Consider the following 16,926-nt stretch of genomic DNA (forward strand, 5'->3'; position numbering starts at 1 on the left):
CAGCCGCATGGCCGTCATCGAGCTCGGGCTCGTCAACCCCGACGCCGACGCGCCACAGCGTCTACGTGCTGAGCCACGGCGGCGGGCTGCGGCTCACCGCGCACGACGCCCGGACCGGCACCTTGCGCTGGTCGTCCACCGCCGTGCGGGAGACGACCTGGCTGAGCGTCGTCGAGGCCGGCGTGCTGCTCATGCCGACCGGCGCCGTCACGGTCGCCCGGCAGGAGCCGGACGGCACCGAGTCGACCCGGGAGTTCAACCGGGACACGCTGGCGGTCGACACGGCCACCGGCCGGCAGCTCTGGCGCCGGACCGGCGAGGTCACGGCCGCCCGCGGCGACCGGGTGCTGCTGGCGGAGTGGAACGCGACCGGCGACCGGGCCCGGCGCCTGCGGATGGTCCGGCTGAGCGACGGGGGTACGGACTGGTCCCGCGCGCGTGGTGAGCTGGACCTGTGGACCAGCCTGGTCGACGGGACGACCGGGCGGCTGCTCGCCGACCTGGGCACCGCCACGCCGGTGTGGGACGCGCAGGGGCGCGGAACGCCGTACCTGGTCGCCCGCACGGTCGAGCCGCCCGGCCGGACCTCGGTCAGCAGTTTTGATCCGGCGGCCGGCGAGGTGCTGCTGCGCGGCACGATCGTGCCGGTCCTCGACTACGGCTGCCAGCAGCAGGACCGCCTGCTGGCGTGCGTGACCCCGGACGACCGGCTGGTCGTCACGGACGTCGGCTGATCTCCGTCCCGCCGGCCAGCCGGGCGGCCCGGTCGGCCTCCGCCAGCGCGTCGAGCACCGCGTCCAGCTCGCCGCCCATCACCAGATCCAGGTTGTACGCGGTGTAGCCGATCCGGTGGTCGCTGATCCGGTTCTGCGGGTAGTTGTACGTGCGGATCCGCTCCGAGCGGTCCACCGTGCGCACCTGGAGCTTGCGGGCGTCCGAGGCGGCCGCGTCGGCCTGCTCCTGGGCCATGGCGAGCAGCCGGGACCGCAGGATGCGCATCGCCGACTCCCGGTTCTGCAGCTGGCTCTTCTCGTTCTGGCAGCTCACCACGGTGCCGGTGGGCAGGTGGGTGATCCGCACGGCCGAGTCGGTGGTGTTGACCGACTGCCCGCCCGGACCGGAGGACCGGAACACGTCGACCCGGATGTCACCGGGCTCGATGTGCACGTCGACGTCCTCGGCCTCGGGCAGCACGAGCACACCGGCGGCGCTGGTGTGGATGCGGCCCTGCGACTCGGTGACCGGCACCCGCTGCACCCGGTGCACGCCACCCTCCCACTTGAGCCGGGACCAGACGCCGTGGCCGCCCTCGGGCACACCCTTGGTCTTGACCGCGACCGACACGTCCTTGACCCCGCCCAGGTCCGAGTCCTGCGCGTCGATGACCTCGACGACCCAGCCGTGCTTCTCCGCGTACCGGGTGTACATCCGCAGCAGATCGCCGGCGAACAGCGCCGACTCCTGGCCGCCCTCACCGGCCTTGATCTCGACGATCACGTCCTTGGCGTCGTGCGGATCACGCGGGATGAGCATCTCGCCGAGCTTCTCCTCCAGCGGCGCGACCACGGCGGCGACCGCCTCGACCTCGCTGGCGAACGAGGAGTCCTCGGCGGCCAGCTCCCGGGCGGCGGCCAGGTCGGCGCGGGCCGCCTCCAGCTCGACGTGGGCGGTGTGCAGCGGCGCGAGTTCGGCGAACCGGCGCCCGACCCGGCGCACCAGGGCCTGGTCGGAGTGGATGGCGGGATCCTCCATCTGCCGCTCCAGGTCCGCATACTCCGCGAGCAACGTGGTCAGCCGGTCGGTGCTCATAGGTGCCGCCTTCAGGGTCGATTTTCGCCGAGACACACGAACGGCGCCCGCCCCCGGACTCCGGGGTGGGCGCCGTCGAGGTAGCTACTTCTTCTTGGCGGCGTTGACCTTCGCGTACTTCGCCTGGAACTTGGCGACCCGGCCCGCGGTGTCCAGCACGCGCTGCTTGCCCGTGTAGAACGGGTGGCAGGCGCTGCAGGTCTCGACGCGGATCTCGCTGCCCTTGGCAGTGCTGCGGGTCGTGAAGGTGCTGCCGCAGGAGCAGATGACCTCGGTCGAGGTGTACTCCGGGTGGATGCCGCTCTTCATGATTGCTCGGTCCCTCTCGATGATGTGGTCGCCGGGTCGCCGTCAGCACCGAACCGCCCCGCCAGGGCGGAAGACTCGAGCGTGAACCGGAACCTTTACTGGCCGATGGACCAGTCTGCCATGTCACGTGCCCTGATCAGAAATCAGGAGGCATTCCTGGGTCCGTGGTCGATAACGTGATCGACCTTCGCCGCATTCCCGCAGCGGCCCCCGTACGGAAGGACCTTGTCATGACGCTGCTCGCGGACGTCCTCGACCCGGCCGCACTGGCTTCGGCGGTCGAGAACGGGCACGTCCGGATCCAGCGTCACCCGCACCGGCCGTACGAGATCTACAACTACACCGAGGCCTGCCAGTACGCCGGCGCCTGGACCCCGGTCACCCTGGCCTGCCGCGGCCTGATTGTTTCCGGAGATACCGTCCTGGCCCGGCCCTACGGAAAATTCTTCAACCACACCGAGATCCACGCGCCGCGGTTGTACCCCGACGCCCCCGTGGCCGTAACGGACAAAGCTGACGGAAGCCTCGGAATCATCTTCTGGGACGGGAACGAGCTCGCCGTGGCCACCCGGGGGTCGTTCGCGTCCGAGCAGGCGCAGCACGCCACCGAGGTGCTGCGGACCCGCTACCCGGATTTCGTCCCGCCCGCCGGGCTCACCGTGCTGGTCGAGATCGTCTACCCGGGTAACCGGATCGTGCTCGACTACGGCGGCCTGGACGACCTGATCCTGCTCGGCGCCGTCGACATCGCCACCGGGCGCACGTTCGGGCCGGCCGCGGTGCCGCAGTGGCCGGGGCCGGTGGTGGACTCGTTCGCGTACGCGACGCTGGCCGAGGCGCTGGCCGCGCCGCCGCGGGACGGGCGGGAAGGGCTGGTCGTGCACCTGGTCGACTCGGACGAGCGGGTGAAGATCAAGTACGCCGAGTACGTGCGGCTGCACCGGCTGGTCACGGGGCTCTCCGCCCGTACCGTCTGGGAGGTGCTGGTCTCCGGCGGTGACCTGGACGCGCTGACCGAGCCCCTGCCCGACGAGTTCCACGCGTGGGTCACGGCCGTCGCCGCCGAGCTGACCGGGTCGGTTGCGGCCCTGGCCGAGGCCGTCGAGGCCGAGTTCGCGGCGATCGTCGCGGAGCTGCCGGCCGGCTGGGGCCGGCGCGAGTTCGCGGCGCGGGCCGTGCGCAGCGCACATCGCGGCGCGTTGTTCCTGCGTCTCGACGACAAGGACTACCGTCCCGGGCTGTGGCAGCTCGTCCGGCCGGCCGGCGACGTCACCCCGAGCGGTAACCAGGTGAGTGAGGAATGACCAGACTGCTGATCACCCGTGGGCTGCCCGGGTCGGGCAAGACCACCTTCGCGCGCAAGCTCCAGCCGCGGGTCGTCCGGGTCAACCGGGACGACCTGCGGCGGATGCTGCACGGGGAGCGGCTCTACACGCAGTGGGCCGAGGCCCAGGTGACGCACGCCCAGCGGGCGGCCGTGGAGGCCCTGCTGCGCGCGCACAGCGACGTGATCGTCGACGACACCAACCTGCGGGCCCGGACCGTACGGGAGTGGGCCGAGCTCGCCGCCCGGTTCCACGCGACCTTCGAGGTGCACGACTTCACCGACGTACCGCTGGAGGAGTGCCTGCGCCGGGACGTCACGCGGCCGGAGGGCGACCGGGTCGGCGAGGCCGGCATCCGCCGGATGCACCAGCGTTACCTGGCCGGCAAGAACCTGCCGCTGCCGGTCCCGTTCGTCGAGCCGGGCGGGCCGGGACTGGTCTACGACCCCGATCCGGAGCTGCCGCCGGTGGTGCTGGTGGACATCGACGGCACGGTCGCGCTGATGAACGGCCGCAGCCCGTTCGACTGGGGCCGGGTCGGCGAGGACGCCCCGAACCCGGCGGTCATCGCGGCGGTCCGGGCAATGCACGCGGCCGGGCACGCCATCGTGTTCTGCTCCGGGCGCGACGCGGTCTGCCGGGCGGAGACCGAGGCATGGCTGGACCTGTACGTCGACGTGCCGTACGAGGGGCTGTTCATGCGGCCGGAGGGCGACTCGCGCAAGGATGCGATCGTCAAGCGGGAGATCTTCGATCTTCAGATCCTCCACCGGTGGCGGGTCATCGGGGTGTTCGACGACCGCCAGCAGGTGGTACGCATGTGGCGCGCCCTGGGACTGACGGTGTTCCAGGTGGCGGAGGGGGACTTCTGATGGGCGGGCGGGACGGGAAGTATCCGCGGACTTTCCACCTGCCCGACTCCCCCGGCGCCGCGGCGGACGACAAGATCCAGCACGATCTGTCCTGGCTGGACGGTGAGCTGGTGGTGACGGAGAAGCTCGACGGCGGCAACCTCACCTTCACCCGGGACGCCATGTACGCCCGCTCGGTCGACTCCGGCACCCAGCCCTGGGACCGGCCGGCCAAGGCGCTGTGGGCGATGACGGCGTACCGGATCCCGGACGACTGGCGGGTCTGCGGCGAGTCCATGTGGGCCCGCCGCAGCATCGCCTACACGGACCTGCCCGGGGTCTTCATCGTCTTCGGCATCTGGGACGAGACCGACACGCTGCTCGGCTGGGACGACACGGTCGACTGGGCGCAGCGCCTGGAGCTGCCGGTGGTCCCGGTGCTGTACCGCGGCGGCAGCCTCACCGAGGCCCGGGACGCCTGGGCGAAGTCCCGCGACCCGGAGTGCTCGGAGGGCTTCGTGGTGCGCGCCGCGGGCCGCATCCGCGCCGCGGACTTCTCCCACCTGCTGCTGAAATGGGTCCGCGCGGACCACGTCCGCACCGACGCGACCTGGCGGCACCGCGACGACTTCCCGCTCAACGAGTTCGCCTGAGGCTCACCCCGTGACGGGGCACCGGGATCCGTGCTGGGACAGGGCCTGCGCCTCGGGGTCCAGGTAGAAGTTCGGCCGCAGGTCCAGCTCCTCGTAGTAGCGGTGGAAGACCGGCGTGATGCCGCCGGACATCGGCGGCACGATCCAGGACCAGTCGGCCGGCACCCGGCGCCCGGCCTTCTCCTCGTTGCGCAGGTGGGTGATGAAGCGTGCCGACTCGGTGTGATGGTCGGTGATCTTCATCCCGGCCTTCTCGAACGAGTGCAGGACCGCCCGGTTCAGCTCCACCAGCACCCGGTCGCGCCACAGCGTCGACTCGCGGCTGGTGTCCAGCCCCATCCGGGCCGCGACGATCGGCAGCATGTTGTAGCGGTCCTCGTCGGCCAGGTTGCGGGCGCCGATCTCGGTGCCCATGTACCAGCCGTTGAACGGCGCCAGCGGGTACTGCACGCCGCCGATGGTCAGCCGCATGTTCGCGATCGCGGGTACGGCGTGCCAGCGCATGCCCAGCTCCGCGAACCAGCCGAACTCCGGATGGGTCAACGGCACCTCGTGGATGGCCCGCTCGGGCAGCTCGTAGAGGCGTACGCCCTCGCCCGGCGTCTCGATCGCCACCGGCAGCACGTCGAAGGCCTCACCCTTGCCGCGCCAGCCGAAGCCCTGCATCGCGGCGGTGAACTGCTCGTTGCGCGGGTCGCCGACCGAGCTGCCGTCCTCGGTGCGGTAGCCGGCGTAGCGGACCAACTGCTCGTTCCACACCCGCGCGTACGGCTGCCCGGGCAGCGCCGGCGGGAAGATGCTGATCACCGGCCGGATCGCGCCGGGCTTGTCGGCGCCGCCGCCGGCGACCTGGAGGTGGTGCACGAGCAGCGAGAAGATGTCGTCGGCGGTACGGGCCCGGCGCCGGTCCAGCACCACCAGGCTGCGCCAGTAGAGCCGGCCGATGCAGCGGCTCGCGTTGCGCCAGGCCATCTTGGCGCCGTACGCCAGCTCCTCGGTGGTGTGCACATAGCCGCCGGTCGCCGCGATCTGCGCCCGCACGATGGCCAGGCGCGGCTCGACCGGCCCGAGCCGGGCGTTCTCGAGGTAGCACTGCCGCAGGAAGTCCTCGGCCTCACCCGGATCGACCGGCGCGATCGGGTCCCATCGCTCGGTCGGATGGTCCCGGTAGCCAGGCACGATCATCGGGTGTCCTCCCCACATTGAGCTGAGTGGCTACGGGAGGTTCGCATGACCCTGACCGGGGGCAAACACACCCAGTGTGCGACAAAGGGGCAGTCACCTCGCGGTGACTGCCCCTTTATGCCGTTTTCGGGCGTTTATTCGCCAGGAGTGGACTTGGCGATCTGCATCAGGAACTCGATGTTCGTCCGGGACTGCTTGAGCCGGTCGAGCAACAGGTCCAGCGCCGCCGAGGACTCCAGCGAGCTCAGCACCTTGCGCAACTTGTGGACGATCGCCAGCTCTTCCTTGCCGAGCAGGATCTCTTCCTTACGCGTGCCGGACGGGTGGATGTCGATGGCCGGGAACGTGCGCCGGTCAGCGATCTTCCGGTCGAGCTTGAGCTCGGCGTTGCCCGTGCCCTTGAACTCCTCGAAGATGACGGTGTCCATCATCGAGCCCGTCTCCACCAGCGCCGTCGCGAGGATGGTGAGCGAGCCACCGTTCTCGATGTTGCGCGCCGCGCCGAGGAACCGCTTCGGCGGGTAGAGCGCGGTCGAGTCGATACCACCGGACATGATCCGGCCGGAGGCCGGCGCCGCCAGGTTGTACGACCGGCCGAGCCGGGTCACCGAGTCGAGCAGCACGACCACGTCGTGCCCCAGCTCGACCAGGCGCTTGGCCCGCTCGATCGCCAGCTCGGCGACCGTGGTGTGGTCCTGCGGCGGCCGGTCGAACGTGGCCGCGATGACCTCGCCCTTGACCGAGCGCTGCATGTCGGTGACCTCTTCGGGCCGCTCGTCGACCAGCACGACCATCAGGTGGCACTCGGGGTTGTTGTGGGTGATCGCGTTGGCGATCGCCTGCAGCACCATCGTCTTGCCGGCCTTCGGCGGCGAGACGATCAGGGCACGCTGGCCCTTGCCGAGCGGCATGACCAGGTCGATGACCCGCGTGGTGAGGATGTGCGCCTCGGTCTCGAGACGCAGCCGCTCCTGCGGGTACAGCGGGGTCAGCTTGTAGAACTCGGGACGCCGGCGGGCTTCCTCGGGCTCCATGCCGTTGATGGTGTCCAGCCGCACCAGCGGGTTGTACTTGTCCCGCCGCTGGTCGCCGCCGCCGCTGTCGCGGGCCGCGGCCCGCACGGCGCCGGTGACCGCGTCGCCGCGGCGCAGCCCGTGCTTCTTGACCTGCGACATGGAGACGTAGACGTCGTTGGGGCCGGACAGGTAACCCGTGGTGCGGACGAACGCGTAGTTGTCCAGCACGTCGAGGATGCCCGCCACCGGCACGAGCACGTCGTCCTCGGTCACGTGCGGCTCGCGGCCACCCTCACGACCGCTGTCCCGGCCGCCCTCGCGGCCACCGTCACGACCGCCGTCGCGGCCACCACCGCCACCGCCTTCGCCGTCCCGGTCCCGGCCACGCCGGCGGTCCCGGAACCGGCTGCGCCGGCTGCGACGACCACCCTCGCCGTTCTCGCCGTCCTCGTCCTCCGGGGCGTCGGTGCGCGGACCGCGGTCGTTGTTACCCCGGTCGTTGCCCTCGACCCGCTGCGGGTTGCGCTGGCGGTCCCGGTTGCGCTCGCCACGCTCCGGCCGGTCCCCCCGGTCGGTGCGCTCGCCGTCGCCCTGGCTCTCGCCCTGGTTCTGGTCGCGCTGGTGCTGCTCGCGCGGGGCCTGGTCGCGGCCGCCCTGGTCGCGGCTGCCTTGATCGCGGCCGCCCTGGTCGCGGCTGCCCTGGTCACGGCCGCCCTGCTCGCGGCCACCCTGGTCGCCACGGCCGGACTGGTCGCGGCTGCCCTGGTCACGGCCGCCCTGGTCACGGCGGCTGCGTCGGACCGGCTCGGCCTCGGTCGCGGGCTGCTCGGTCGCCGGGGCCGCCGACTGCACGGCCGCCTCCGCCGCCGGGGCCTGCGCCGCGGGAGCCTGCGCAACCGGCGCCTGGGCAGCTGGAGCCTGGGCCTGAGCTGCCGGGGCCTGAGCCGCCACCGGGGCCTGGGCCGCCGCCGTCTTGGCTACCGGGGCCGTCGCCTTGGCGGCCGGCACGGTCGCGGTGGACTCCGTCGCCGCGGCGTCGGAGCCGTTCGTGGTGCGCGGGCGCGGGGTGCTGGTCGCCTTGGCCGACGCAGCCGGCGCCGCGCCGTTCTGGCGCTCCGAGATGGCCGTGATGAGCTCGCCCTTGCGCATCCGGGCGGTGCCGGAGATGCCGAGGGAAGCGGCGAGACTCTGCAGCTCGGGCAGCAGCATCGCCGACAGCCCCGTGCCGCCACGGCGACGCTTGGTGACAGCAGCGGTGGTGGCGCCGTCGTCAGCGACGTCAGAAACACCCGACGTCACGTCGGTGGTGTCGCTCAATGGATTCCTTCCGTCGAAAAAACCAAGTCCACCCGGGTCTGCAGCCTGGTGGCCGGGTGCCCTCGGAACCCGCTTCGCAACTGCGGCGCGGGAGTTTGCAGCACGGCAGCTCGACGGTTTCCCGACCCGTCAGACGTTGACGGATAGGTCTCGGCGAGTGCAGCGATCTGAGGATCCGCTGCTCGGCGACGTGCCTGATGAGAATTGAGACCGGCAGAATGCCATGAATCTCGGGTGCGCGCCGAACCGCAGAGATCGCTTGCTTCGCGGCTGTGCTAGGTCTTGAGCGTAGTCAACTCTTACGACCTGCGGCAACAGGGCCCCGCTCGGCGTGTTCCACCATACCCCCTTTGACAAGGGCGCCGCCGCTGTCCACGCCCAATGACTCGGCGCGCCACGCCGTACCGGGCCGGAAATCCGCTGGTACCGGGCTCAGCGCCAGCACCGTCGGGCCGGCCCCGCTGACAACTGCCGCAACCCCGACAGAACGCAGCGACGCGACCAGGGAGGCCGTGCCGGGCATCGCCTCGGCCCGGTAGCCCTGGTGCAGCCGGTCCTCGGTGGCGGTGAAGAGCAGCTCGGGCTCGCGGGTGAGCGCGTGCACCAGCAGCGCGGCCCGGCCGGTGTTGAACGCGGCGTCCGCGTGCGGCACGCCGGACGGCAGCGCGGCCCGCGCCGTCGCGGTCAGGCCCCGTTCCTGCGGAACGAAGAGCGTCGGCCGTACGCCGTCCGCAACGTCGAGCCGAACAGCCCGGGAACCGGCGGCCTCGGTCCACGCGATGGTGAAGCCGCCGAGCAGACAGGGCGCCACGTTGTCCGGGTGCCCCTCGAGCCGGGCGGCGATCCGCAGCGCGTCCGCGTCGCTGATCTGCTCGCGCACCAGCGCCCGGGCCAGCTGCACCCCGCCGACGATGGCCGCCGACGACGACCCGAGCCCGCGCGCCTGCGGGATCCGGTTGACACACTCCACGGCCACACCCCGCGGCCGGCCGCCCATCTCGTCGAAGGTGGCGAGCATCGCCCGGACGACCAGATGACTCTCGTCGGAGGGCAGCTCGCCGGCGCCCTCCCCGGTCACGGAGACGGTCCAGGAGTCACCGGCGACCCGGGCGCTCAGGTCGTCGTAGCGGGTGAGCGCCAGGCCCAGCGTGTCGAAGCCCGGGCCGAGATTGGCGCTGGTGGCCGGCGTACGCACCCGTACCGGCTCGGAGACGAAGGTCAGGCCCATCGCCTCATGCTAGGCGTCGATCATTGTCGCCGGGATGTCGCACCCGGGCGCTAGGGTCGCGGCCATGAGCGTGGGGATGCTGTTCGTGGGCCAGGTGGGTCAGCTGCCACTGCTGGCGGTGCTGGTCGTGGGCTTCGTCGTGCTGGGGTCGCGGGGCAAGCGGCTCGGCGCACGCAGCGTGCTGCTGGCCCGGCTGGGGCTGGGGACGCTGACGCTCGGCATGATCCTCGGGATCGCGTGGACCATGCTGATCCCGACGCTGTATTCGCGTCTGGACTACTCGGTGGCCCGCTACAGCCTGCTGTTCTCGGGGCTCGGGCTGATCACGTCGCTGCTGTCGGCGGCCGGGATCGCGCTGCTGATCGCGGCCGTGGTGAGCCGGGAGTCCGGGCCGCCGTTTCAGGACGGGCCCTTCGCCGGCGGGCCGGCTGCCGGTGGGGCGCCTGCCGACGCGGCGGCGGGTGGGGCGTCCTTCTCGGGGCAGCCTCCTCCGGGCGGTCAGTCCGGGCCGGGCCGGCATTACGGCGCCGGCGATCAGCCCACCGGGCCGTTTCCCGGCTAGCGGTGCCGCCGGCCGGTTCGTCGAAGGCTCGGGCCGGGGTCCGGCCCTTCCCGAGCGGCGGTCAGCGCTGGGGGCCGGGGACCGGCTCGCCCGGGCGGTCCTCGTCGGCCGACGCGTCGGGCGTCGCTGGTGCGGCCGGGTCGGCCAGGGAGAGTCTGCGGGTGGCGATGCGCCAGCCGATCGCGTACACCAGCGTGATCAGGCCGCAGCTCAGCAGGATCACGCGCTCGTCGACGTGGTCCACCACCGCCGCCGCGCCCAGCTGGCTCACCGAGATGGCCAGCGTCGCCAGCATCATGTCGGTGGCGAAGACCCGGCCACGCAGCCGGTCCGGCACCTCGCCCTGGAGCGCGTAGTTGGACAGCACCCAGTTGGTGCCGCCCGCGAAGTGCGCCACGAAGACCAGCGCCAGCACCAGCGGGAACCACGGGGCGAAGGCGACCCCGACGTAGCCGAGGCCGTACAGGCTCATGGACAGGGCCAGGCCGGGCAGCAGCCACGAGCGGTGGTTCAGCACCGGGCGCATGACCAGCGGGCCGACCAGGGCCCCGGCGCCGCGTACGGCGAAGAGCAGGCCCGCGCCCAGTGCGCCGACGCCGTACATGCCGGCGAGCAGGGGGAAGACGGTCAGCACGCCGTTTCCCAGTCCCACGGCGGATTTCACCGTGACCAGGGCGCGCAGCCGCGGCCGGGCGCCGATGTAGCGCAGCGCCTCGATCAGGGCGTGCCAGGCCCGCGGCGGCACGAGGTCCGGGTCCCGCGGCGCCTGCAGCGGGCGGCGGATCAGCGCCGTCAGCACCGCCGCCACGGCCAGGCCGGCCGCGGCCACCGCGAAGCTGACGTAGGGGCCGAAGATGCTGCTGACGATGCCGCCGAGCGAGGCCCCGACGATGGTCATCGTGCCCCAGGCCGAGCCCGCGACCGAGTTGGCCGCGGCCAGGTCCGCCGGGTCGACCACGTTCGGCAACGCCGCCGATGCCGCCGGTGAGTAGAACGCCTTGGCGACCGCGACGGCGCCGATCGCGACCAGGGCGAGCGGTGCGGTCGCGGCGGAGCGCACGGTGAACAGCAGCAGGATCGCGACCAGCGCGGCCAGGTTGGCCGCGATCAGGATGGTGCGCCGGTCCATCCGGTCGGCGATGGTTCCCGTGTACGGCAGCAGCAACGCGTTGATCCCGGTGTCCGCGGCCAGCACCAGCGCGCCCCACACCCCGCTGCCGGTCAGCTCGGGCAGCAGCACCAGCAACGGCACCATGACGAACCAGTCGGCGCCGAACACCACCAGCTCGGCGGAGAACAGCCGCCGGAAGTCACGGTTGCGGGTAAGGACCGAGAACGGAGTCGCCACGTACCGGAATCTACCGGCCGGGCCCGGACGCGGCGCGGCGGCCGACCCGCTGGGCCGACCGCCGCGTTCCGCGCGCGTGCCGCCGCTATGCGGGCGGCGGGGTTGCCGGGCGTCGCGGCATCTTCAGGACCTCGAACTGGTCGGTGTAGCCCCGCAGCGCCCCGCTCTGCGGCTCGGCCGTCGAGCGCGCCGGCTGACCGGCCGGCTCACCCTCCGGCGCCTCGTGCGCCCCGCCGCTGGAGTCCGGCGCGGGCTCGTCCGCCGGGACCACCCCGGCCGGCTCGGCGGCGGCGTGCTTCGGGGTCTCCAGCACGCCGCTGCGCTTGGAGGCCTTGAGCGCCCGCTTGCGCTCGCGCCGGGTGCGGCCCTTCAGCTTGGTGTTCTCCACCATGGTGTAGAGCGTCGGCACCAGCACCAGGGTCAGCAGCGTCGAGCTCACCAGGCCGCCGATGACCACAATGGCCAGTGGCTGCGAGATGAAGCCGCCCTCCCCGGTCAGGCCCAGGGCCATCGGCAGCAACGCGAAGATGGTCGCGATGGCCGTCATCAGGATCGGGCGCAACCGGTGCCGGCCGCCCTCGACCACCGCCTCCTGCACACCCATGCCGGCCTGCCGGTAGTGGTTGATGAGGTCGAGCAGCACGATCGCGTTGGTGACCACGATGCCGACCAGCATCAGCACACCGATCAACGCCGGCACGCCGAGCGGGGTGCCCGTCGCGAGCAGCAGCGCGATCGCGCCGGTCGCCGCGAACGGGATGGAGATGAGCAGCAGCAACGGCTGCAGCAGGCTGCGGAACGTCGCCACCATGATGACGAAGACGATCGCGATGGCCGCGAGCACCGCCAGGCCGAGGTCGGCGAACGCGTCCGCCTGGTCCTGGCTGACGCCGCCGATCTCGTAGCTGGCACCCGCCGGCAACGTCAGCGCGTCCAGCTTCTTGGTGAGCTCGGTGGTGGTCTTGCCGACGTTCGAGCCGGTCGCGGTGCCGTTGACCGTGACGCTGCGGTTGCCGTCGATCCGGGTGACCTCTTCCGGGCCGTCGACCTCCGCGACGTCGGCGACCGCGTCAAGCGTGACGACCTGACCGCCCGGCGTGCTGATCGGCAGCTTGCGCAGCGCGTCCGCACCGACCGGCGGGGCGCCCAGCGCCACCACGACGTCCAGGCCGACCCCGTCGACGCTGATCTGACCGGCCGGCGCCGAGCGGAACGCCCCGGCGACGGACTGACCGATCGCGGCCTCGGTGAGACCGCGGGCCGCGGCGGCGGCCCGGTCGACCTTGACGTCCAGCCGCGGCACGCTCGCCGCGAGCGAGCTGCTCACGTCGGTAACCTCGGGCGTGGCGGCCATCGCGTCCTGCACCTGCTTGGTCGCGGCCGCCAGCGCCTGCTGGTCGCTCGCCTGCACCACGACGGCCAGCGCGCTGCCGTCGAAGCCGGTGCCGCTGTCGCTGCCGACGGTGACCTCACCGACGTCGGTCATCCCCTTGAACTGCTCGCGCAGCTCGTCGGAGATCTTGGCGGCGTCGGCGTCCTCCTCCAGCGCCACATTGAAGCTGGCGCCGCTGGCACCGCCCGAGCCGACGAACGGGTTGAAGTCGCCGTTGCCGACGGTCACCTGGTAATTCTTCACGTCGTCACGGGCGGCGAGCACGGCCTCGACCTTCTTGGCCGCCGCGTCCGTGGTGGCGAGGTTGGTGCCGACCGGCAGGTCCTGGGTCACCGCGATGGTGTCCTGGCCGGACTCGTCGAGGAAGTTGGTCTCCAGCTTGCTGGCCAGCCCGAGCGTGCCGATCAGGATCACCACGCCGATCGCGACGGTGCTCCACCGGGTGCCCCGGCTGCGGGTCACCCAGCGGATGATCGGCAGGTAGGCCCGCTGCAGCGGGCTGCGCAGCTCCTTGGCCTCGGCGGCCCGGCGGACCTCCTCGCTCTCGCTGCCGCCGGCGGCGGGCCGCAGGAACCAGTACGCGAGCACCGGTACGACGGTCAGCGACACGAACAGCGAGGCGATCAGCGCGACCGTGACGGTGATGGCGAACGGGGCGAACAGCTGCCCGACGAAGCCACCGACCAGCGCGATCGGGGCGAACACGGCGACCGTGGTGAGCGTGGAGGCGGTGACCGCACCGGCCACCTCCTTGACGCCGGAGGTGATCGCGTGCACCTTCGCCTCGCCGTACCCGAGGTGCCGTTTGATGTTCTCCAGCACGACGATGCTGTCGTCGACCACCCGGCCGACCGCGATGGTCAGCGCCCCCAGCGTGAGCAGGTTGAGCGAGTAGTCGCCGAGCTTGAGCGCGATCAGCGCGATGACCACCGACAGCGGGATGGAGACCGCGGTGACCAGCGTGGAGCGCACCGAGAGCAGGAAGACCAGGATCACGATCACGGCCATCAGCAGGCCGAGCAGGCCCTCGGTGGTCAGGCTCTCGATCGACTTCTCGACGAACGGCGCCTGGTCGGTGATGACCGTGAGCTTGGCGTTCGAGGACTTCTCCAGCTCCGCGATCCTGTCGCGGACCTCGTGGGAGATGTTGACCGGGTTGCCGTCCGGCGACGCGGTGACCGCGATGCCGAGGCTCTCCACCCCATCGGTACGCGTGAACGAGGTGGCCGTGGCCAGCTGCTGCGCGACCGTGGCGACCGCCTCCAGCTTGACCGGGCCCTTGCTGCCGGTGAGGTAGAGGCCCTTCAGCTCGTCGACCGACCCGACCGGGGTGCCGACCTGGACGCTCAGCGACCGGGTGCCGTCGGTGACCGCGCCGGCCGGGATCGAGACGCCGTTGCTCTGCAGCAGGGTGGCGATCGAGCGCGGGTCGACGCCCGCGGCGCCCAGCTTGGCCGGGTCGGGCGTGATCACGATCTGCTGGTCGCGGGCGCCGGTGATGGCCACCTCGCGGACACCCTCGATGGCGTTGAGCTCCGGCACCACGCTCTGCTGGAGCCGGTTGGCCAGCGCCGCCTGGTCGGCGCCGCCGTCCGAGGCGGCCAGGATGATCGCCGGGATGTCGTCGGTGCTGCCGGCGAAGATGGTCGGCTCGACGTTGTTCGGCAGCGTCGGCTGGATCCGGTTGACCGAGGTGGTCAGCTGGTTGACCGCGTTGTCGAGGTCGGTGCCGAACTCGAAGAGGACCTGGATGGTGGCCGAGCCCTCGCGGGTGGTGGACGTGATGGTGTCCAGCCCGTCGGCGCCCTTGACGGCGTCCTCGATCGGCTTGGTGACCTGCTGTTCCATGATCTCCGGGCTGGCGCCCGGCAGGACCACGCCGATGAACGCGCCCGGGAACTCGAGCGACGGCAGCAGCTGTTGCTTGAGCGACGGCACCGTGTAGATGCCAAAACCGGTGATCACCACCGCGATGAGGGCGACGAGCCCCCGGTTAGCGAGACTGAGCCTGGTCAGAAATGACATGTGCTCCCCCGTGAAGGTTCGGCCTAGGCATATAGTTTGCCCGACGCGAACAAATGGTTTTCGCCGGGGTCCGCTGATAACGTCCCGTCACAAGACGGACGCGCTCCGGCCATCGGCAGGCAACACAGGAGGTGCGGTGGCCGAGAACGAACGACTCATCGCCGACATTATGGGCGCGCAGCAACGGCTCCAGCACCTGTTTGCCTACGACCGTTCGGACCCGCTCTTCGCCTCCCAGCTGACCATGCCGCAGCTCAAGATCCTGATGCTGCTGCACCGGCTGGGCGACACCTCGGGCCGCGAACTGGCCGGCCTGCTGGGCGTGAGCCTGGCGACGATGAGCGGCATGGTCGACCGGCTGGTGGCACACAGCCTGGTCACCCGGGCCGAGGACCCGCACGACCGGCGGGTCCGCCGGATCACCCTGAGCACCACCGGCGCCCAGATGATGGCCGACATCATCACGGCCGGCACGGAGAAGCAGGACCGCCTGCTGCGGCGCCTGTCACCCACGGAGCTGCAAACGGTCGCGGACGCGATGCACGCGATGGTCCGGGTGGCGGCCGAGGACGCCGAGCTCGGCCGGCCCGGCGGCTGCCCCGCGGCACCCGCCCCGGACCCGGCCGAAGCCTGACACCGCGGGACCGGGAAACGCCGACCCGCGCCGGGGCCAGGCCGGGCCCAGGTGGTCAGGCCGGGACAGGCGCCGGGCCGGGCCGGGCCGGTCAGGCGCAGGACCGGAGAGGCCGGGTTCAGGTGGGGCGAGCCGGGCCGGGGTGTCAGGCCAGGTCGAGGGCCTGGGCGGCGGCCAGGACGTCGTTCTTGATCGTGGTCGGGGACGGCGCGGTGCTGATCGCCCACTCCGGGTCCTTCAGGCCGTGGCCGGTCACCGTGCAGACCACCGTGCCGCCCGCCGGGATCATGCCCGCCTCCGCCTGCTGGAGCAGCCCCGCCACGCTCGCCGCGCTGCCCAGCTCGACGAACACGCCGACCTCGCGGGCCAGCAGCCGGTAGGCCGACAGGATCTCCCGGTCGGTCACCGCCGAGATGAGCCCGCCGGAGTTGTCCCGGGCGTCGAGCGCCTTGGTCCAGCTCGCCGGGTTGCCGATCCGGATCGCGGTGGCGATCGTCGACGGCTCCGGCACCACCTGGCCGTTGACGATCGGAGCCGCGCCGGAGGCCTGGAAGCCGTACATCTTGGGCAGGATCTTGCTGTTGCCCGCGGCGTGGTCCTCCTGGTAGCCCATCCAGTACGCGGAGATGTTGCCCGCGTTGCCGACCGGCAGGCAGTGGATGTCGGGCGCGGTGCCGAGCGCTTCGACGATCTCGAAGGCGGCCGTCTTCTGCCCGTGCAGCCGGAAGATGTTGACCGAGTTGACCAGCGAGACCGGGAAGTCCTGGGACAGCTTCGAGGCCAGCGCGAGGCAGTCGTCGAAGTTGCCGTTGACCTGGAGCAGCTTGGCGCCGTGCACGAGCGCCTGGGCCAGCTTGCCCAGCGCGATCTTGCCCTGCGGCACCAGCACCGCGCAGGTCAGCCCGGCCCGGGCGGCGTACGCGGCGGCGGAGGCGCTGGTGTTACCGGTCGAGGCGCAAATGATCGCCTTCGACCCCTCCTCGACGGCCTTGGAGACCGCCATGGTCATCCCGCGGTCCTTGAAGGAGCCCGTCGGGTTGGCCCCCTCGACCTTGAGGTAGACGTCAGCGCCGGTCCGCCGGGAGAGCACGGGAGCCGGCACCAGCGGCGTGTTGCCCTCGTGCAACGTGACCACGGGGGTGGAGTCGGACACCGGCAACCGGTCCCGGTACGCCTCGATCAAACCCCGCCACATGGCCAAGCCCCTTCGTCGTCAACTGTGCAAGCATGCCGTACGTACCCGAATACCGGGACCGACCGTCCATCAAGCG

The 16,926-nt window shown here is 71.7% G+C and carries 14 protein-coding genes; 6 read left to right on the plus strand and 8 right to left on the minus strand.

The window, feature by feature from the left end; translation table 11 throughout:
- Window positions 1–65: 65 nt before the first annotated feature.
- A complete protein-coding gene (locus tag ACIBQZ_RS31520; protein WP_396092459.1) occupies window positions 66–734 on the plus strand; it encodes a hypothetical protein in 669 nt (222 codons plus the stop codon).
- Here the strand turns inward: ACIBQZ_RS31520 and prfA are convergent.
- Together prfA and rpmE are read right to left on the minus strand one after the other, a co-directional pair.
- Complete coding sequence (gene prfA, locus ACIBQZ_RS31525; RefSeq protein ID WP_396092460.1) at window positions 718–1,809, minus strand: peptide chain release factor 1; 1,092 nt, start codon at window positions 1,807–1,809, stop codon at window positions 718–720. The two genes, ACIBQZ_RS31520 and prfA, sit on opposite strands and share 17 nt — an antisense overlap.
- 84 nt (window positions 1,810–1,893) lie before the next feature.
- Window positions 1,894–2,118, minus strand: coding sequence for a 50S ribosomal protein L31 (gene rpmE, locus ACIBQZ_RS31530; protein WP_396092461.1), 225 nt, complete (start codon window positions 2,116–2,118; stop codon window positions 1,894–1,896).
- A 230-nt stretch (window positions 2,119–2,348) separates the two neighbouring features.
- Between rpmE and ACIBQZ_RS31535 the strand changes: the two genes are divergently transcribed.
- Genes ACIBQZ_RS31535 through ACIBQZ_RS31545 form a run of 3 tightly spaced genes read left to right on the plus strand, consistent with a single transcriptional unit; the run spans window position 2,349 to window position 4,947 of the window.
- Window positions 2,349–3,422 carry an RNA ligase gene (locus ACIBQZ_RS31535; protein WP_396092462.1) on the plus strand — a complete coding sequence of 358 codons (1,074 nt, stop codon included), beginning with the start codon at window positions 2,349–2,351 and terminating at the stop codon, window positions 3,420–3,422.
- Complete coding sequence (locus tag ACIBQZ_RS31540; protein WP_396092463.1) at window positions 3,419–4,315, plus strand: AAA family ATPase; 897 nt, start codon at window positions 3,419–3,421, stop codon at window positions 4,313–4,315. Before ACIBQZ_RS31535 ends, ACIBQZ_RS31540 begins: the two co-directional genes overlap by 4 nt.
- Complete coding sequence (locus tag ACIBQZ_RS31545) at window positions 4,315–4,947, plus strand: RNA ligase family protein (protein WP_396092464.1); 633 nt, start codon at window positions 4,315–4,317, stop codon at window positions 4,945–4,947. The genes ACIBQZ_RS31540 and ACIBQZ_RS31545 overlap by 1 nt, the downstream gene beginning before the upstream one ends.
- A gap of 3 nt (window positions 4,948–4,950) precedes the next feature.
- On the opposite strand, the gene ACIBQZ_RS31550 is transcribed toward ACIBQZ_RS31545, so the two are convergent.
- The 3 genes from ACIBQZ_RS31550 to thrB all read right to left on the minus strand — a co-directional run bounded on the left by ACIBQZ_RS31550 (window position 4,951) and on the right by thrB (window position 9,693).
- The gene (locus tag ACIBQZ_RS31550) at window positions 4,951–6,132 is read right to left on the minus strand and encodes a nitric oxide synthase oxygenase (protein ID WP_396092465.1); all 1,182 of its coding nucleotides are present in this window, start codon (window positions 6,130–6,132) and stop codon (window positions 4,951–4,953) included.
- A gap of 134 nt (window positions 6,133–6,266) precedes the next feature.
- The gene (gene rho / locus ACIBQZ_RS31555; RefSeq protein WP_396092466.1) at window positions 6,267–8,465 is read right to left on the minus strand and encodes a transcription termination factor Rho; all 2,199 of its coding nucleotides are present in this window, start codon (window positions 8,463–8,465) and stop codon (window positions 6,267–6,269) included.
- A gap of 292 nt (window positions 8,466–8,757) precedes the next feature.
- Complete coding sequence (gene thrB / locus ACIBQZ_RS31560) at window positions 8,758–9,693, minus strand: homoserine kinase (protein ID WP_396092467.1); 936 nt, start codon at window positions 9,691–9,693, stop codon at window positions 8,758–8,760.
- Window positions 9,694–9,757: 64 nt separating this feature from the next.
- On the opposite strand from thrB, the gene ACIBQZ_RS31565 reads away from it, so the two are divergent.
- The gene (locus tag ACIBQZ_RS31565) at window positions 9,758–10,255 is read left to right on the plus strand and encodes a hypothetical protein (RefSeq protein WP_396092468.1); all 498 of its coding nucleotides are present in this window, start codon (window positions 9,758–9,760) and stop codon (window positions 10,253–10,255) included.
- Window positions 10,256–10,316: 61 nt separating this feature from the next.
- Here the strand turns inward: ACIBQZ_RS31565 and ACIBQZ_RS31570 are convergent, their stop codons facing one another.
- Complete coding sequence (locus ACIBQZ_RS31570) at window positions 10,317–11,603, minus strand: MFS transporter (protein WP_396092469.1); 1,287 nt, start codon at window positions 11,601–11,603, stop codon at window positions 10,317–10,319.
- A gap of 85 nt (window positions 11,604–11,688) precedes the next feature.
- Window positions 11,689–15,021, minus strand: coding sequence for an efflux RND transporter permease subunit (locus tag ACIBQZ_RS31575; RefSeq protein ID WP_396092470.1), 3,333 nt, complete (start codon window positions 15,019–15,021; stop codon window positions 11,689–11,691).
- A 136-nt stretch (window positions 15,022–15,157) separates the two neighbouring features.
- On the opposite strand from ACIBQZ_RS31575, the gene ACIBQZ_RS31580 reads away from it, so the two are divergent.
- Window positions 15,158–15,655: a MarR family winged helix-turn-helix transcriptional regulator gene (locus ACIBQZ_RS31580; protein WP_396092471.1), complete on the plus strand. Its 498-nt coding sequence runs from the start codon at window positions 15,158–15,160 to the stop codon at window positions 15,653–15,655.
- A 145-nt stretch (window positions 15,656–15,800) separates the two neighbouring features.
- Here ACIBQZ_RS31580 and thrC read toward each other — a convergent pair whose 3' ends face one another.
- A complete protein-coding gene (gene thrC, locus ACIBQZ_RS31585) occupies window positions 15,801–16,850 on the minus strand; it encodes a threonine synthase (protein WP_396092472.1) in 1,050 nt (349 codons plus the stop codon).
- Between the last annotated feature and the right edge of the window lie 76 nt (window positions 16,851–16,926).

The sequence above is a fragment of the Actinoplanes sp. NPDC049599 genome, from assembly GCF_044465625.1.
Taxonomy (GTDB): domain Bacteria; phylum Actinomycetota; class Actinomycetes; order Mycobacteriales; family Micromonosporaceae; genus Actinoplanes.